The 14,623-nt window shown below is 33.4% G+C and carries 16 protein-coding genes; 9 read left to right on the plus strand and 7 right to left on the minus strand.

The features are described from left to right. Positions 1 to 2 precede the first annotated feature (2 nt). Together LX95_RS05785 and rpsU are read left to right on the plus strand one after the other, a co-directional pair. Complete coding sequence (locus LX95_RS05785) at positions 3 to 866, plus strand: sigma-70 family RNA polymerase sigma factor (RefSeq protein WP_111540494.1); 864 nt, start codon at positions 3 to 5, stop codon at positions 864 to 866. A gap of 145 nt (positions 867 to 1,011) precedes the next feature. Then, entirely contained in the window at positions 1,012 to 1,206 is a 195-nt protein-coding gene (gene rpsU / locus LX95_RS05790; protein WP_111540495.1) for a 30S ribosomal protein S21, read from the plus strand. Positions 1,207 to 1,285: 79 nt separating this feature from the next. On the opposite strand, the gene LX95_RS05795 is transcribed toward rpsU, so the two are convergent. Beyond that, positions 1,286 to 2,080 carry a DUF2797 domain-containing protein gene (locus tag LX95_RS05795; protein WP_111540496.1) on the minus strand — a complete coding sequence of 265 codons (795 nt, stop codon included), beginning with the start codon at positions 2,078 to 2,080 and terminating at the stop codon, positions 1,286 to 1,288. 90 nt (positions 2,081 to 2,170) lie between these two features. On the opposite strand from LX95_RS05795, the gene LX95_RS05800 reads away from it, so the two are divergent. The 3 genes from LX95_RS05800 (at position 2,171) to LX95_RS05810 (ending at position 5,052) form a co-directional block, all read left to right on the plus strand. Continuing rightward, positions 2,171 to 3,691 (plus strand): GH3 auxin-responsive promoter family protein, encoded by a 1,521-nt coding sequence (locus LX95_RS05800; protein ID WP_111540497.1) that lies wholly within the window; start codon positions 2,171 to 2,173, stop codon positions 3,689 to 3,691. Positions 3,692 to 3,694: 3 nt separating this feature from the next. Beyond that, the gene (locus tag LX95_RS05805) at positions 3,695 to 4,345 is read left to right on the plus strand and encodes a hypothetical protein (RefSeq protein ID WP_146240746.1); all 651 of its coding nucleotides are present in this window, start codon (positions 3,695 to 3,697) and stop codon (positions 4,343 to 4,345) included. 89 nt (positions 4,346 to 4,434) lie between these two features. Beyond that, positions 4,435 to 5,052, plus strand: coding sequence for a hypothetical protein (locus LX95_RS05810; RefSeq protein WP_111540499.1), 618 nt, complete (start codon positions 4,435 to 4,437; stop codon positions 5,050 to 5,052). Between the two features lie 84 nt (positions 5,053 to 5,136). Here the strand turns inward: LX95_RS05810 and hemL are convergent, their stop codons facing one another. The 3 genes from hemL to LX95_RS05825 are packed head-to-tail and all read right to left on the minus strand — an operon-like array spanning position 5,137 to position 8,266. Further along, positions 5,137 to 6,423: a glutamate-1-semialdehyde 2,1-aminomutase gene (gene hemL, locus LX95_RS05815; protein ID WP_111540500.1), complete on the minus strand. Its 1,287-nt coding sequence runs from the start codon at positions 6,421 to 6,423 to the stop codon at positions 5,137 to 5,139. 14 nt (positions 6,424 to 6,437) lie between these two features. Continuing rightward, positions 6,438 to 7,313, minus strand: a complete 876-nt coding sequence (locus tag LX95_RS05820) for a glucosaminidase domain-containing protein (protein ID WP_111540501.1) — start codon at positions 7,311 to 7,313, stop codon at positions 6,438 to 6,440. A 2-nt stretch (positions 7,314 to 7,315) separates the two neighbouring features. Then, entirely contained in the window at positions 7,316 to 8,266 is a 951-nt protein-coding gene (locus tag LX95_RS05825) for a 1-aminocyclopropane-1-carboxylate deaminase/D-cysteine desulfhydrase (RefSeq protein ID WP_111540502.1), read from the minus strand. A gap of 104 nt (positions 8,267 to 8,370) precedes the next feature. On the opposite strand from LX95_RS05825, the gene LX95_RS14580 reads away from it, so the two are divergent. From LX95_RS14580 to LX95_RS05835, 3 genes are all read left to right on the plus strand, one after another. Then, positions 8,371 to 8,541, plus strand: a complete 171-nt coding sequence (locus tag LX95_RS14580) for a DUF5522 domain-containing protein (protein ID WP_170116584.1) — start codon at positions 8,371 to 8,373, stop codon at positions 8,539 to 8,541. A 131-nt stretch (positions 8,542 to 8,672) separates the two neighbouring features. After that, positions 8,673 to 10,658: a urocanate hydratase gene (locus LX95_RS05830; protein WP_111540503.1), complete on the plus strand. Its 1,986-nt coding sequence runs from the start codon at positions 8,673 to 8,675 to the stop codon at positions 10,656 to 10,658. Between the two features lie 98 nt (positions 10,659 to 10,756). Further along, positions 10,757 to 11,302, plus strand: a complete 546-nt coding sequence (locus LX95_RS05835; RefSeq protein WP_111540504.1) for a DUF4136 domain-containing protein — start codon at positions 10,757 to 10,759, stop codon at positions 11,300 to 11,302. A 30-nt stretch (positions 11,303 to 11,332) separates the two neighbouring features. On the opposite strand, the gene LX95_RS05840 is transcribed toward LX95_RS05835, so the two are convergent. Continuing rightward, complete coding sequence (locus LX95_RS05840; RefSeq protein WP_111540505.1) at positions 11,333 to 11,662, minus strand: hypothetical protein; 330 nt, start codon at positions 11,660 to 11,662, stop codon at positions 11,333 to 11,335. A 43-nt stretch (positions 11,663 to 11,705) separates the two neighbouring features. Next, complete coding sequence (locus LX95_RS05845; protein ID WP_111540506.1) at positions 11,706 to 12,152, minus strand: ferritin-like domain-containing protein; 447 nt, start codon at positions 12,150 to 12,152, stop codon at positions 11,706 to 11,708. 150 nt (positions 12,153 to 12,302) lie between these two features. Here LX95_RS05845 and LX95_RS05850 point away from each other — a divergent pair, with 150 nt between their 5' ends. Then, positions 12,303 to 13,145, plus strand: coding sequence for a tetratricopeptide repeat protein (locus tag LX95_RS05850; RefSeq protein WP_245924730.1), 843 nt, complete (start codon positions 12,303 to 12,305; stop codon positions 13,143 to 13,145). 60 nt (positions 13,146 to 13,205) lie between these two features. On the opposite strand, the gene LX95_RS05855 is transcribed toward LX95_RS05850, so the two are convergent. Beyond that, complete coding sequence (locus tag LX95_RS05855; protein ID WP_111540508.1) at positions 13,206 to 14,597, minus strand: MFS transporter; 1,392 nt, start codon at positions 14,595 to 14,597, stop codon at positions 13,206 to 13,208. Positions 14,598 to 14,623 lie beyond the last annotated feature (26 nt).

The following is a 14,623-nucleotide window of genomic DNA, read 5'->3' on the forward strand; positions in this document are numbered from 1 at the left end:
ATATGAGACAACTAAAAATTACCAAGCAAGTAACCAATAGAGAATCGGTTTCTTTAGACAAGTACTTGCAAGATATTGGTAAAGTAGATTTGATTACTGCTGAAGAAGAGGTAGAACTGGCTCAAAAAATTAGAGAAGGAGATCAAATAGCTTTAGACAAACTAACTACAGCAAATCTTCGTTTTGTGGTTTCTGTTGCCAAACAATATCAAAATCAAGGGCTTACCTTACCCGATTTAATTAATGAAGGTAATGTAGGTTTGGTTAAAGCTGCTAAAAGGTTTGACGAAACTAGAGGTTTTAAATTTATATCTTATGCCGTTTGGTGGATACGTCAATCTATATTACAAGCTTTAGCTGAGCAAAGTAGAATTGTTCGCTTACCGCTGAATAAAATTGGTTCTATTAACAAGATCAATAAGGCTTTCTCTCATTTAGAGCAAACCAACCAAAGACCACCAACAGCCGAAGAGATTGCTAAGGAATTAGATTTGAGTATTAGTGTCGTAAGACAATCTTTAAAAAACTCTGGAAGACATTTATCTATGGATGCTCCTTTAAGAGAAGGAGAAACATCTAGTTTATATGATGTTGTAAATAGCGGAGATTCTCCCAACCCAGATCAATCTTTAATGCATGATTCTTTAACTATAGAAATCACTAGAGCTTTAGATACTTTATCTACACGTGAGGCAGATGTAATTAAATTATTTTATGGCTTAGGGAATCACCAAGCTATGAGTTTGGAAGAAATTGGAGAAACCTTTGGCCTTACTAGAGAACGCGTTAGACAGATACGAGAGAAAGGGATACGAAAACTAAAAGATTCATCGAAAAATAAAATCTTGAGAAATTATTTAGGATAATTTCGCAAATAATTCATTTTTACTTCATTTATAGATATTTATTTATATCTTTGCACCTCAATTTTTTTGCAAAACTATTTGTTTTCAATTATTGGACGCGATACTTGAAGTATCATTATAAAATTTAATATTAAAAAAACACTATATGCTAATTGTAAAAGTAAAAGACGGTGAAAAGATAGAGCGTGCTTTAAAACGTTTAAAAAGAAAGTATCGTGATACTAAAACGCTTCAGAAATTAAGAGATAACAAACATTTCACAAAACCATCTGTAGAAAAAAGAAGACAAATTCAAAAAGCTTCTTATATTCAGCATTTAAGAGATCAAGAAGATATATAATAGGCTTTCGCTTATTTATAATATAAAAAAGGTTCGATAAATTTTATCGAACCTTTTTCTATTTGTACTCATTAGCAAATTAGTTTATCTCTAATCTCACATAAAGTCCTTCATTACTACGTATATTAAATACAGTATTATCTTCAAAGATTAAATATTGCCCTTTAACCCCTTTAAGCACTCCGCTATAATCTAACTTCTTTTGAAGGTTTAAACTTTTAAGCTTCGTTGGATAAGACAAAACAGGGAAATTAATTTCTGTTTCTTTATTATTTTTTAAGATATAAGGCTCAACTTCTTCAGGTAAAAACTCTACTAATTTATTTCTAGTTTCTTCTAAGTTTACATCCTCAATTTCATTTTTAAGCATGGTGCGCCAATTGGTTTTATCGGCTACATGATCTTTAAGAGCTACTTCGGCAATTCCGGCAAGGTATCGATTAGGAACTTCTAAAATCCCTAAAGCTTCGTGAGCTCCTTGATCTATCCAACGTGTAGGAACTTGAGTCTTTCTGGTTACCCCTACTTTTACATTACTAGAATTTGCTAAATAAACAATATGTGGCTGAAGCTGAACTCTTTTTTCATATTCTAGATCTCTATCTTCTTTATCTAAATGAGCGGTGCTGAGTTCTGGTTTCATAATCCAATCTCCTGCCTGTGGGATTTCATAAAAACAGTCATAACAAAATCCTTGTCTAAAAATTTTCTTGTCTTTACCACAATTAAGACATTGAAATTTTAAGAATGATAAACTTATTTTTTGATCTAAAATTTGATTTAGATGAAGAAAATCGTTCTCAAATACTAAGTAGTATTGAACTTTTTCTTTTAATTCGGTAGGCATTTTTTTTAGTACTCCTTCAAATAGCATATTTTTTTTATTTTTACTAAGAAAGTGATTCTATCAACTTTTAAGTTTTATTTTTATAACTTTCAATAAAGGTTTAAATATACACGATTAATGCCAATTCCTATTGTAAATTCAATTGCTTCCTGGTTCTTAAAGAAAAGAATCCATCAAATGGAGCTATTCATAAAATATCCACATGAAGTTCAAAGTGAGATTTTGCATCAGTTAATCGAAAAATCAAAACACACACTTATTGGACAAAAATACGATTTCGCTAGTATACGCAATTACGCTACATTTAAGGAAAGAGTACCTATTCAATCGTATGAAGATATAGAGCCTTTAATAGAAAGAAGTCGTCGAGGTGAAAATAACATATTTTGGCCCACTCCTATAAAATGGTTTGCAAAATCTAGCGGAACCACCAATGCGAAAAGCAAATTTATACCTGTAAGTCCGGAGTCTTTAGAAGACTGTCACTATGCTGCAAGTAAAGATTTGCTATGCCTTTATTTAAATAACAATGAGAACTCTCAACTGTTTACAGGAAAGAGTTTACGCTTAGGCGGAAGTAAAGAATTGTACAGAGAAAACGGGACGGTATTCGGAGATTTATCGGCTATTCTTATTGACAATATGCCGTTTTGGGCTACCTACAGTTCTACTCCCAACAACGAAATATCATTGATGAGTGATTTTGAAGCCAAAATGCAGGCCGTTGTAAAAAGTACTATTCAAGAGAATGTCACCAGCTTAGCTGGAGTTCCTTCTTGGATGTTGGTGCTTCTTAACAATGTGATGCAATACACCCAAAAAGCAAGTTTACAAGAGGTGTGGCCAGATTTAGAAGTCTATTTTCATGGCGGTGTAAGTTTTGAACCTTATCAAGAACAATATCATAATTTAATTTCTAAGCCTAATTTTAAATATTACGAGACCTACAATGCTTCAGAAGGTTTTTTTGCCGTCCAAGATAGGAATGATAGCAAGGAGCTTTTACTCATGTTAGACTACGGTATTTTCTATGAGTTTATCCCGATGAATAGCTATGGTTCTTTAGAAGAAAAAGTAATTCCGTTAAGCGAAGTAGAAATTGGTGTTAATTACGCGATTATCATTACTACCAATGCGGGTCTATGGCGTTATAAAATTGGAGACACAGTTAGATTTACCTCTACTTATCCTTACCGAGTAAAAGTTACGGGGAGAACCAAACATCATATTAATGTTTTTGGAGAGGAACTCATTATCGAAAATGCAGAACAAGCGCTAAAAAAAGCAACTAAATTAACCGCCTGCGAAATTGTAGATTATACGGCTGGACCTATTTTTATGGAAGGCAAAAATAAAGGCGCCCACGAATGGATTATCGAGTTTAAAATTCCGCCTGAAAATCTTCACCATTTTGAACGTTGCTTAGATGAAACTTTGCAAACCCTTAATAGCGACTACGAAGCTAAAAGAAAAAATAACGTCACTCTTAATATGCTTAAAGTACATATCGCTAAAGAACAATTATTCTATACGTGGTCTAAGCAAAACAATAAACTTGGCGGACAGCATAAAATCCCTAGGCTTTCAAATAAGAGGGATTATCTAGAGGAGTTGTTAGAGATTAATAAGCATTTATAAATAATGAAAAGTAATGTTCAAAGTCTATTAAAAATAAGTCCGTCAATTCTGTTGGTTTTTATTTTAGCTTTTTGTTATAGTTGCAAAAAGACTAAGAATAATTTAGAATTACCTTCTCAACAATCAAATCCCTGCAATTTTATAAATCAACTTATTGAAGATGATCAAAAATATCGTGGAGATGAACGCATAATAGATCCTTTCTTTGCAATTATAGATTCTATGAAAAAAGCTGAAGGAATCAGTAGAGATAAATATGTGAATGAATACAGTAGAGAAGACCGCTTAGCTTACGGAAAAAGAGCTAGAGCTATTGCTAATAAACACCCTATAGATTCTCTTTTAGCAGATTCCTTAATGAAATTGCAAACAGAAATCGATCATAAAAACACAAAAGCACTTATTACTTATACAAAGAAAAATGGTTATCCAACAAATGAAAATACAAACTGTGATAAAAGTCCAGATCTTATATTTCTTCATTCTCCTGAAAAATACTGGAAAGAATTAAAACAATTAATTAAAAGTGAGTTTAAAAAAGGAAGTATAAATAAAACTCAGGCTGGATTATGGCTAAGGCACGTAGAAGGGCGAAAAAATAATGATATTCATGAAATTTTAGAGAAAAATGAAATTATTCAAGTTTCAGGTTAAGCTCCTACCCTGTAAATTTATATTGATTTTGTAAGCTTTAAAAAATAATTTATACAATAATGAAACATAGGTTCATTAAAATAATTTTTATGTTTACTTCACTTGCAGTATTTATGGCTTGCAAGCAAGAATCTAAAAACCAAGATGCATTAATTAAAAACTTGATCGATAAGTCTCCAAACCCACTTGAAAATTTTAAGTTGATTGATCTAAATTGTGACAATATCAATAATTTATTGATCGAAATATTCATAGAAGATCAAGATGTAAGACATACTGGAACCAGAGATAGAAAAGAAGTAGATGCAGAAAATTTACAAAAATTTGTTTCCTTAGTTGAAAAATGTGGTTTTCCTACCCAAGATGAACTAACAGACTATAGAAGTAAATATGCTGTTTTCCTTACGCTTCAACATTCCTCTCCAGAATGGATTGCGTATTACTATAAGGATTTTGAACATGCGACTCATTCGGGCACTTTTGATAGAGATTTGCTAGCTTACTTAGAAGACCGGTTTTTAATGTCTCATAATCAACCTCAAACTTATGGTACTCAATTACAATCAGACGGTTCTTTATATCTATTGTTTGACCCAAAAAATGTTGACAAACGTAGAGAAGCTATGGAATTTAAAGAAAGCCTTTCAACTTATCTAAAAAGACATGGTTTGGATTATAATACCGAAATTTCAAAATTTAAAGAGTAACCTTTTCCATAAATAAAAAACCTCCTAACTTTTTATAATAAAAATAGTTAGGAGGTTTTTAAAAGTCTTTACGGAATTATAAACCTACCACGCAGCGGTAATTTTATCTGCCGCAGCGATAGTTTTATCAAGATCTGTGTAAGATAAAGCTTCAGATATAAACCAGGTTTCAAAAGCACTTGGAGCAATGTAAATACCTTCTTCTAACATCCCGTGGAAGAATTTCTTGAAGTATTCATTATTTCCTAAAGCGGCACTTTCAAAATCTACCACAGGGGTTTCTGAAAAATGAACAGAGATCATCGATCCTATTTGATTAATCGTAAACGCAACTCCGTTTTTCGTTAGTACTTTATCTAAGCCTTCCTTAAGATAAATGGTTTTCTCATCGATACTTTTAAAGATTTCAGGATGGTCGTGAAGTTCGGTAAGCATTGCCAAACCTGCTGCCATCGCTAAAGGATTTCCGCTAAGGGTTCCTGCCTGATACACCGGACCGATAGGCGCTAGATAATCCATAATTTCTTTTCGGGCGGCAAAAGCTCCTACTGGAAGTCCGCCTCCTATAACTTTACCAAATGCTACAATATCTGCATTTACATTTAGTCGCTGTTGTGCTCCTCCTTCCGCTTGACGGAAACCAGTCATTACTTCATCAAAAATAAGCAAGATGTCATGCTCGTTACACAATTCACGAAGTCCCTCTAAAAAGTCTTCTTGTGGAGGAATACACCCCATATTACCAGCAACTGGCTCTAAAATGATACAGGCAATCTCGTTTTTATTGGCTGCAATTAACTCTTCTACACTCAATAAGTTATTGAATTGAGCTAGTAAAGTATCTTTTGCAGTCCCTTTAGTAACTCCAGGACTATTAGGTGTACCAAAAGTAACCGCTCCGCTCCCAGCCTGAATAAGAAAAGAATCGCTGTGACCGTGGTAGCAACCTGCGAATTTGATAATTTTATCTTTCCCTGTAAAACCTCTTGCCAACCTAACTGCACTCATACAAGCTTCTGTCCCACTATTCACCATTCTAATTTGGTCTATATTGGGAACCATTGTAGTGGCTAATTTGGCGATTTGAGTTTCTATTTCGGTGGGAGTTCCAAAAGAAGTACCTTTTTTAGTTTTTTCAATAATAGCATCAATTACAGGTTGGTGAGCGTGACCCAAAATCATAGGTCCCCAAGAATTGATGTAGTCTATGTATTCTCGTCCGTCTTCATCATAGATGTAAGCTCCCTTTGCTTCTTTAATAAAAATAGGATCTCCTCCTACTGCACTAAAGGCTCTTACAGGTGAATTTACTCCACCCGGAATATATTTTTTTGCTTCTTGAAAAAGTTGACTGCTTCTTTGATACAACATAAAGTGTATTTCTTTTAAAGTGTTTTTACATAAAGTTTTTGGCCTATTGATAAGCCATCACTTTTTAATTTATTGATAGATTTTAATTCTTCTACAGTAAGATTATAACGTTGAGAAATGCTATATAAAGTATCTCCTTTTTTTACTGTATAACGAATACTTGTGTAATCTACTTTGGTCTCTTTAGAAGGGTTGCCTTCTCTACTACCATTTCCTAAAACCTCGTCATCAAAACGATGTAATTGATATCTTTCTATAATACTAATAAGTTTTGCAGGATAACGAGGATCTGTGGCATATCCAGCCTTTTTAAGGCCGTACGCCCATCCTTTATAATCATCTTTTTTAAGATTAAAAAGTGAAGAGTATCTTCTTCTATCTTTTAAAAATAAGGAGTGATCTCTAAAGCTATATTTAGGGTCTTTATATTTTCTAAAACACTCTTGGTAGGTATCATCATCATGGTATACCTTTTCCCCTTCCCAACCATTACATTTTATACCAAAATGGTTGTTAGACTTTAAAGTAAGCTCTCCTCTTCCTGCGCTAGACTCTAGTATTCCTTGCGCAATGGTTATACTTGCCGGAATTCCGTAAAGAGACATTTCATCTTTTGCTATTTGAGCATAATTATAAATGTAACGCTCATTATTATCTTCAAAAACGGGTGCTGTATTTTCTCTAGTTTTTTCTGAAGAATCTATTGGAGTAGTATTGGAGTTGGGAGTTATAACTTTATCATTCTCATTGTGATTATAATTCGAATTTTCATTCGCAATGATAACTTTCTCTCTCTTATCCTTATTAGATTTAACGACATTCTTTTTACTTCCACACGAACTTACGATAAGACCCGCTGATAACAATAAAATAAGAATTTTTCCTTTCATGCTTAACTAATAATTTGTGGTAAGTTTTTACGTACCAATTTTTTATTTATTCCAGAAATTCCTTGCAAACCTCCTGTATGAATCGCTAAAATACGTGTATTTTTAGAAAATTCACCTTTTTCAATCATATCCAAAATACCATACATCATTTTCCCTGTGTAAATAGGATCTAAAAGTACATTATATTCAGACTTAAACTTATTCATAAAATCAATTAACCCCTTATCTACCTTAGCATAACCGCCAAAATGATAATCTATTATAATCTCCCAGTTATTTTTTTTTACGTGACTAGCTACTTCCTCTTTTAAGAAATCCCCTTTGAGTGTAGAAAAACCTAAAATTTTTTGATGATTAGAAGAAGAGTTAATAATTCCAGCTATGGTTCCTCCCGTTCCTACCGGGCAACAAATGACATCAAAATTATCATCTTCTTTAGTTAAAATTTCTTCGCAACCCTTAATTGCGAAGTTGTTTGTTCCACCTTCAGGAACTAAATAGAAGTCCCCAAACTTATTTTTTAAGCGCTCAATAAATAAAGTATTTTCTTTATCTCGATAAGACTCTCTATCGATAAAATGCAGTTGCATTCCCATTGCTTTTGCATTTCTTAAAGTTTCATTTTGAGAAAGTGTTTTTTCTAAGTTCTCTCCTCCCAATTCCTCTCCTCTAATAATTCCAATAGAATTTAAATTATTTAATTTCGCTGCTGCGGAAGTAGCCAAAATATGGTTAGAAAAAGCTCCTCCAAAAGTAAGTATTGTTTTTTTGTTTTGTTCTTTTGCTTGCTGAAGGTTATATTTTAGCTTTCTAAATTTATTCCCTGACACTAAAGGATGTAATAGATCTTCTCGTTTTAAATAGAGATCAATCCCATTTAATTGAGTTACATATTGATTGGAAGACGAAACGGACTTAGACAAACTTACTTTTTTTTTCAAAAATACAATCATTATCTATATTTCCACTTAATTTTGAAAGCTTACAAAGATTTTTAGTTTAGGTTTTTCTTTTTTAAACTAAGGTTTACACGCTTAATTTGTAATTTTACAGCACTATGTCTATCAAAAAAAGAATACCCCTAGAAGAAGGTGATTATTACCTTACTCCAGAAGGATATAAATGTTTTACCGAGCAGTACCATTTAAAACGTGGTTATTGCTGTAAAAGTGGTTGCAGACATTGTCCTTACGGTTATGATAAAAAAACAGATAGTTTCAAAAACTAGCGAATGAAACATTTAGTACTCCAATTTAAAATTGCTATTTCTACCCGTCGACATCGCGTTGACATTCGTTATCCTTAGTGAATTAATTTTACCGAAAATTAATCATTCAACTCATCAAATCGATAATCAAGATGTTAGATTTTAAACAAACTATATTACAAGGTATTCCTAACGAATTGCCACAAAAAAAAGAATACGATACCTCAATTAATCACGCTCCAAAGCGCAAAGACATTCTTTCTGCTGAAGAAAAAAAATTAGCTCTCCAAAACGCATTACGTTATTTTGAGCCTCAACATCACGCCACTTTACTCCCAGAGTTTAAAGAAGAACTCAATACTTACGGAAGAATTTATATGTATCGCTTTCTCCCAGATTATAAAATATATGCTCGTCCTATTGAAGAGTATCCTGGAAAAAGTGAACAAGCCAAAGCGATCATGCTTATGATTCAAAATAATTTGGATCACGCCGTGGCTCAACATCCTCATGAATTGATCACCTATGGAGGAAACGGAGCTGTTTTTCAAAACTGGGCACAATACACATTGGTGATGAAGTATTTAGCTGAAATGACCGATGAACAAACTTTAGTAGTTTATAGCGGTCATCCTATGGGTTTATTTCCTTCTCACAAAGATGCTCCAAGAGTGGTAGTTACGAATGGTATGATGATTCCTAACTATTCCCAGCCAGATGATTGGGAGAAATTTAATGCTTTAGGTGTGACTCAATACGGACAAATGACTGCAGGAAGTTATATGTATATCGGTCCCCAAGGAATTGTTCACGGCACTACCATCACTGTCCTTAACGGATTTAGAAAAATAAAAAAGGAGCCTAAAGGCGGACTTTTTGTTACCTCCGGACTTGGTGGGATGAGTGGAGCTCAACCTAAAGCAGGAGATATTGCTGGTTGTGTTACGGTCTGCGCCGAAATTAATCCTAAAGCTACTCAAACTCGTCATTCACAAGGTTGGGTAAAAGAGGTTATTAGCGATTTAGATCAACTTGCTCAGCGTGTTAGAGAAGCTAAAAAAAATAAAGAAACTGTTTCTATAGGTTACGATGGGAATATTGTAGAAGTATGGGAAAAATTTGATGAAGAAAACATTCATATCGACTTAGGAAGTGATCAAACTTCTTTACACAACCCTTGGGCTGGTGGTTATTATCCTGTTGGTTTATCTTATGAAGAGTCTAACGAATTGATGGCTAACCAACCTGAAAAATTTAAGGCTGCAGTTCAAAAAAGTTTAATACGTCAAGTAGAAGCTATCAATAAACATACAGCTAAAGGCACCTACTTTTTTGATTATGGAAATGCTTTTTTATTAGAATCTTCTAGAGCTGGAGCCGATATTTTTGCAGAGAATGGTAAAGATTTTAAATACCCAAGTTACGTGCAAGACATCATGGGACCTATGTGTTTCGATTATGGTTTTGGTCCGTTTAGATGGGTTTGCGCTTCAGGAAAAGCCGAAGATTTAGCAAAAACCGATAAAATTGCTACTCAGGTTTTAGAAGAATTAAAACAAAAAGCCCCAAAAGAAATTCAGCAGCAAATGCAGGATAATATTACCTGGATAAAAGGCGCTCAAGAAAATAAGCTCGTGGTAGGTTCTCAAGCTCGTATTCTTTACGCTGATGCGGAAGGAAGAATGAAAATAGCTGAAGCTTTTAATAATGCTATTGATAAGGGGGAAATAGGATACGTAATATTAGGCCGAGATCATCACGATGTTTCGGGAACAGATTCCCCTTACCGTGAAACCTCTAATATTTATGATGGAAGCCAGTTTACAGCAGATATGGCGATACAAAATGTAATAGGTGATAGCTTTAGAGGCGCTACTTGGGTAAGTATACACAATGGTGGTGGCGTTGGCTGGGGCGAAGTGATGAATGGTGGTTTTGGTATGGTACTTGATGGTAGTAGAGAAGCCGATAGACGTTTAAAGTCTATGCTTTTTTGGGACGTTAATAATGGTATTTCTAGACGTTCTTGGGCTCGTAACGACGAAGCCATTTTTGCTATTAAAAGAGCTATGGAAATTGAACCTAATTTAAAAGTTACTTTACCTCATAAAGTAGATTCGGCATTATTAGATGATTAATTTGCGTTAGGGATTGAGCGGTTTGTTGAAGCTCTTTTGGTTTTTCACCAAAAAGCGACTAGCGAAAGCCCGCCCGAACGCCCTAAAAACAAATGATTATGAAAAGATCTCAACTTTTAATTCCCGTTTTAGCTTCAGTAATGTTGCTTGTAACCTCTTGCAGTAGTGTAAAAGTAGCTACAGATTATGATGATGCCGTAGATTTTAATCAATATCAATCTTTTGCTTTTTACAAACCAGGAATTGATAAAGCAGAAATATCTGACCTTGATAAAAAAAGAATTTTAAGAGCTATTGAAACCGAATTGACCAAACAAGGTTTTGCTAAGTCTAGCAATCCTGATATGTTGATTAGCATTTTCACTAAAACCAATACGAATGTTGATATTTACCGAAACAATTTTGGTTACGGTTACGGTTGGGGATGGACACCGTATTACTGGAGAGGAGCAGGAAGAGAAACGGTGAGCACCTCTACAGAAGGGACTTTGTATATAGATTTAATCGATGCCCAAAAGAAAGAGTTGATTTGGCAAGGCATGGGAACTGGCGTTTTATCGCAAGACCGAGAGGCTAAAATTGAACGAATTAATGAGATTGTAATGAAAATCATGGAGAAATATCCTCCAAATAAAACTAAGTAATTAAAAAACCGACTTTCGAGTCGGTTTTTTTTATAGGTATTTGGTAAATGCCCAAAGCTTTCTTTGGTTACTTAAATAGTTTAAGTTCTTCTCATTTTGATAAGCTTCACGCTCAAAAGAAATATTTAAATAGGCTTCTCTCCTGTTTCTATAATGCAAAAGTTTTATAAAATATTCTAAACCGTACCACAACAAGAACGCCAATAGTAAAAGTTCTTTTTGTTGCTGTAAATGTATGCGTTCGTGATTGACAAACACTTTATCTTGACGAAGTGAATCTCTCTTTATAAATATAAAAGGAAACAGTGCTAAACCTCTAAATCCTTTTGCTAGAATATATTTTCCTGAAATAAAAAGCATAAAAAAACCCGCATTAAAGCGGGTTTAAGATAATCATTTTAGCTTAAGAAACAATTTCCCAGTTTTTTGCACTTTGTTGTGCTTGTTGAATTTTATCTCTTTGCTGAGTCAAAACATCTTTAGTCGTTGCAGGTAGATTTGACTTATTAATTACTTCATTGTATTCTTCGATAGCGCTTTGCTCCCCTCGCTGAACTTCTTCCATTACATTTTCCTCTTTATCACTAGTGACAGCCGATTTAAGGTCCATCCAAGCTCTGTGCATACTACCTTTTACACTTCCGCCTTTATCTACTTCTCCGTCAAAGGCTTTAATTTCAGATTTAATCTGGTGTCCAAAATCATAACGCAATTGCGCTTGTTCTTCTAAAAACTGCTTCATACGTGTATTTTGCACCTTGTCTGCAGCATCTTTATATCCTTTTTCTGCGTCGTAATTTTTTTCTAATAATTGGTTAAGATTATTAGCTATTTCTTTCTTAAATTCCATAGTTATAAGTTTTTAGGTTAATTTTTATCTAATTTACTATTTGTAAAGCATCCTAAAATGACAATTAACACTGCGTTATCATCAACTTAACGTAGATTAACTTTTTTAATATCTAATTATATGTTTTTTAAGAAACTCAATATCAGCAATTTGAAAAAACAGCTTAGAATATTTCCATTCATTATCATTTGTCCTAGCTTTATTCTAATAAGCCTATTCTCATGTGATACAAAACAGGCTTCTGCTCAAACTTCCGATAAGGAAAATCAAGAAAAAATTATTAAAAAATATCTAAATAATTGTGCTAAAAATTACAGCTATACTTTTGAAATGAATAAATGGCAAGAATGTCTAGATAAAGGATTAAAAGAAGACTCGACTATAGCTTATTTATGGCAGCAAAAAGCCATGCCTTTATTTAAAGCTCGCAAGTATGAAGCGGGTATGGTTTTTCTAGATAAGGCTGTAAAATACGATGAAAAAAAATGGCTCGCTTATCGCGGATTTATAAAATGTATTTTCGCTAAAACCTATAAAAGTGCTATAGCAGATTTTGAAAAAATTAAATCAATAGAAGGGAATTCTTTTGTAATGGATCATACCTACAACTTTCACATCGCTCTTTCCTACTTGCAATTAAATGAATTTGAAAAAGCTGAAAAAATCTTCGCTAAAGACATAGAAGAACAAGTAACACAATGGGGCGAAGATGGCTATCATCATCTTGACTTGTTTTATTATGGAATCTCGTTATATGAACAACAAAAATGGGAGAAAGCGATAATACAGTTTAATAAATCTTTAGAAAAATATCCTAAGTTTACTGAACCTATGATTTATAAAGCTTTTGCTATGTCTCATATAGATAAGTATTCTGAAGAAGAAATTAAATCTATCGCTATAGAGGCCAAAGAAAACAAGAATTTAGGAAATACGATAAACGAAGACAATGCTGTGTATGAAATGTATCCTTATCAAATTAGAATACATTAATTTAATAAAAAAAGCACCTTCAAATGAAAGTGCTTTTTTTATTTAAAAGGGGCAAATTTATTAATCGTCGTTTATAGAATCATCTGTAAGATCTCGTTGATATGTTTCTGGTACAAAGAAAGCATTTACAATTATAGCAATAACTACAATTGCCAAAGGATAAATTAATCCTATATAAGGTGCCATGACTGCACTTACAATAAATGAAGTTTTAATAAGTTCGGTTACAAAAGTAGTAGCTCCACCTACCAAGCCGTTACCCATATTTTGAGCAAATCCCATACTGGTATAACGAATATTGGTAGGGAATAACTCTAACATAAACGCTCCTAAAGGTCCGTAAGTTGCAGCTCCTGCTACCGATAATAAAAAACTTATTCCCATTAATTGAAGGGTTGCACTTGCGCTAATTTCATGAATTTCTGTAAGACCATCAGGGTTTCCTATTTCCATAAATAAATAGAAGGCCGTAGGTATAAGGATTAAACTAGCAATTAATCCTCCTAGAAGAACTTTTTTCCTTCCTATTTTATCACTTAAATGTCCAAAATATTGGTAGAAATAAGCACTACAAAACGTAACGACTGTAGTAATTAATAAAACGGTGGTTTCTGGCAATAAAACTGCTCGTTGTAAAAAGAAAAGTGTCACAAATAAACTGGTTTGCATCACGGTACTTTGTGCTGCATTACCTCCAAAAATAGCTTTGAATATTAATGCAATGTTTCCTTTAGCTTTAAAAGCATCTTTTACTGGAGATTTGCTTGTTTTTCCTTGTTTCTTTAACTCTTCAAAAACTGGACTTTCATGCAACTTCTTTCTTGCGAAATAACTTAGGATTACTAAAACAGAACTTAATAAAAATGGAATACGCCACCCGTAACTAATAAAGTCTTCAGCACTCATAGAGCTTTGCACTAAGTACACTACCAACAAACAAATTAATAAACCTAAAGGCACAGTTGCTTGGATAAATCCTGTATAAAATCCTCTTCTATTTTTAGGCGCGTGTTCTGCCACATAGATAACCGCACCTGCATATTCTCCACTAATAGCAAGACCTTGTAAAAGTCTAAATACTAATAGTAAAATTGGTGCTGCCCAACCAATGCTAGCAAAAGAGGGAATACAACCTATTAAAAAAGTAGAAGCTCCCATAATAATTAAGGAAAGTAAAAAAGAATATTTTCTACCAATTCTATCTCCTATACTTCCAAATATTAAAGACCCTATAGGTCTGATCATAAATGAAGAAGCTACTACAGCTAAGGTTTCTAGAAAATGAGAACCATCGGCTGCAAAAAAGTTAACTGATAATGTACTTGCCATAATAATGGCTAAAAACATATCATACCATTCGATTAAAGTTCCAGCAGAAGAAGCAATAATAACGGTTAAAATATCATTTTTTTCTTCCTTTACGGAAGGAGTAATTTCATTCGTTGTTGTCATAGTTTAATAAGTTTAGTAGTTGATAA

Origin of the sequence: Mesonia algae, assembly GCF_003253545.1 — a bacterium.
Taxonomy (GTDB): Bacteria; Bacteroidota; Bacteroidia; order Flavobacteriales; family Flavobacteriaceae; genus Mesonia; species Mesonia algae.

Coding starts and splice junctions, on each gene's coding strand:
- LX95_RS05785 (WP_111540494.1), top strand. CDS start 3: ATGAGACAACTAAAAATTACCAAGCAAGTAACCAATAGAGAATCGGTT.
- rpsU (WP_111540495.1), top strand. CDS start 1,012: ATGCTAATTGTAAAAGTAAAAGACGGTGAAAAGATAGAGCGTGCTTTA.
- LX95_RS05795 (WP_111540496.1), bottom strand. CDS start 2,080: ATGCTATTTGAAGGAGTACTAAAAAAAATGCCTACCGAATTAAAAGAA.
- LX95_RS05800 (WP_111540497.1), top strand. CDS start 2,171: ATGCCAATTCCTATTGTAAATTCAATTGCTTCCTGGTTCTTAAAGAAA.
- LX95_RS05805 (WP_146240746.1), top strand. CDS start 3,695: ATGAAAAGTAATGTTCAAAGTCTATTAAAAATAAGTCCGTCAATTCTG.
- LX95_RS05810 (WP_111540499.1), top strand. CDS start 4,435: ATGTTTACTTCACTTGCAGTATTTATGGCTTGCAAGCAAGAATCTAAA.
- hemL (WP_111540500.1), bottom strand. CDS start 6,423: ATGTTGTATCAAAGAAGCAGTCAACTTTTTCAAGAAGCAAAAAAATAT.
- LX95_RS05820 (WP_111540501.1), bottom strand. CDS start 7,313: ATGAAAGGAAAAATTCTTATTTTATTGTTATCAGCGGGTCTTATCGTA.
- LX95_RS05825 (WP_111540502.1), bottom strand. CDS start 8,266: ATGATTGTATTTTTGAAAAAAAAAGTAAGTTTGTCTAAGTCCGTTTCG.
- LX95_RS14580 (WP_170116584.1), top strand. CDS start 8,371: ATGTCTATCAAAAAAAGAATACCCCTAGAAGAAGGTGATTATTACCTT.
- LX95_RS05830 (WP_111540503.1), top strand. CDS start 8,673: ATGTTAGATTTTAAACAAACTATATTACAAGGTATTCCTAACGAATTG.
- LX95_RS05835 (WP_111540504.1), top strand. CDS start 10,757: ATGAAAAGATCTCAACTTTTAATTCCCGTTTTAGCTTCAGTAATGTTG.
- LX95_RS05840 (WP_111540505.1), bottom strand. CDS start 11,662: ATGCTTTTTATTTCAGGAAAATATATTCTAGCAAAAGGATTTAGAGGT.
- LX95_RS05845 (WP_111540506.1), bottom strand. CDS start 12,152: ATGGAATTTAAGAAAGAAATAGCTAATAATCTTAACCAATTATTAGAA.
- LX95_RS05855 (WP_111540508.1), bottom strand. CDS start 14,597: ATGACAACAACGAATGAAATTACTCCTTCCGTAAAGGAAGAAAAAAAT.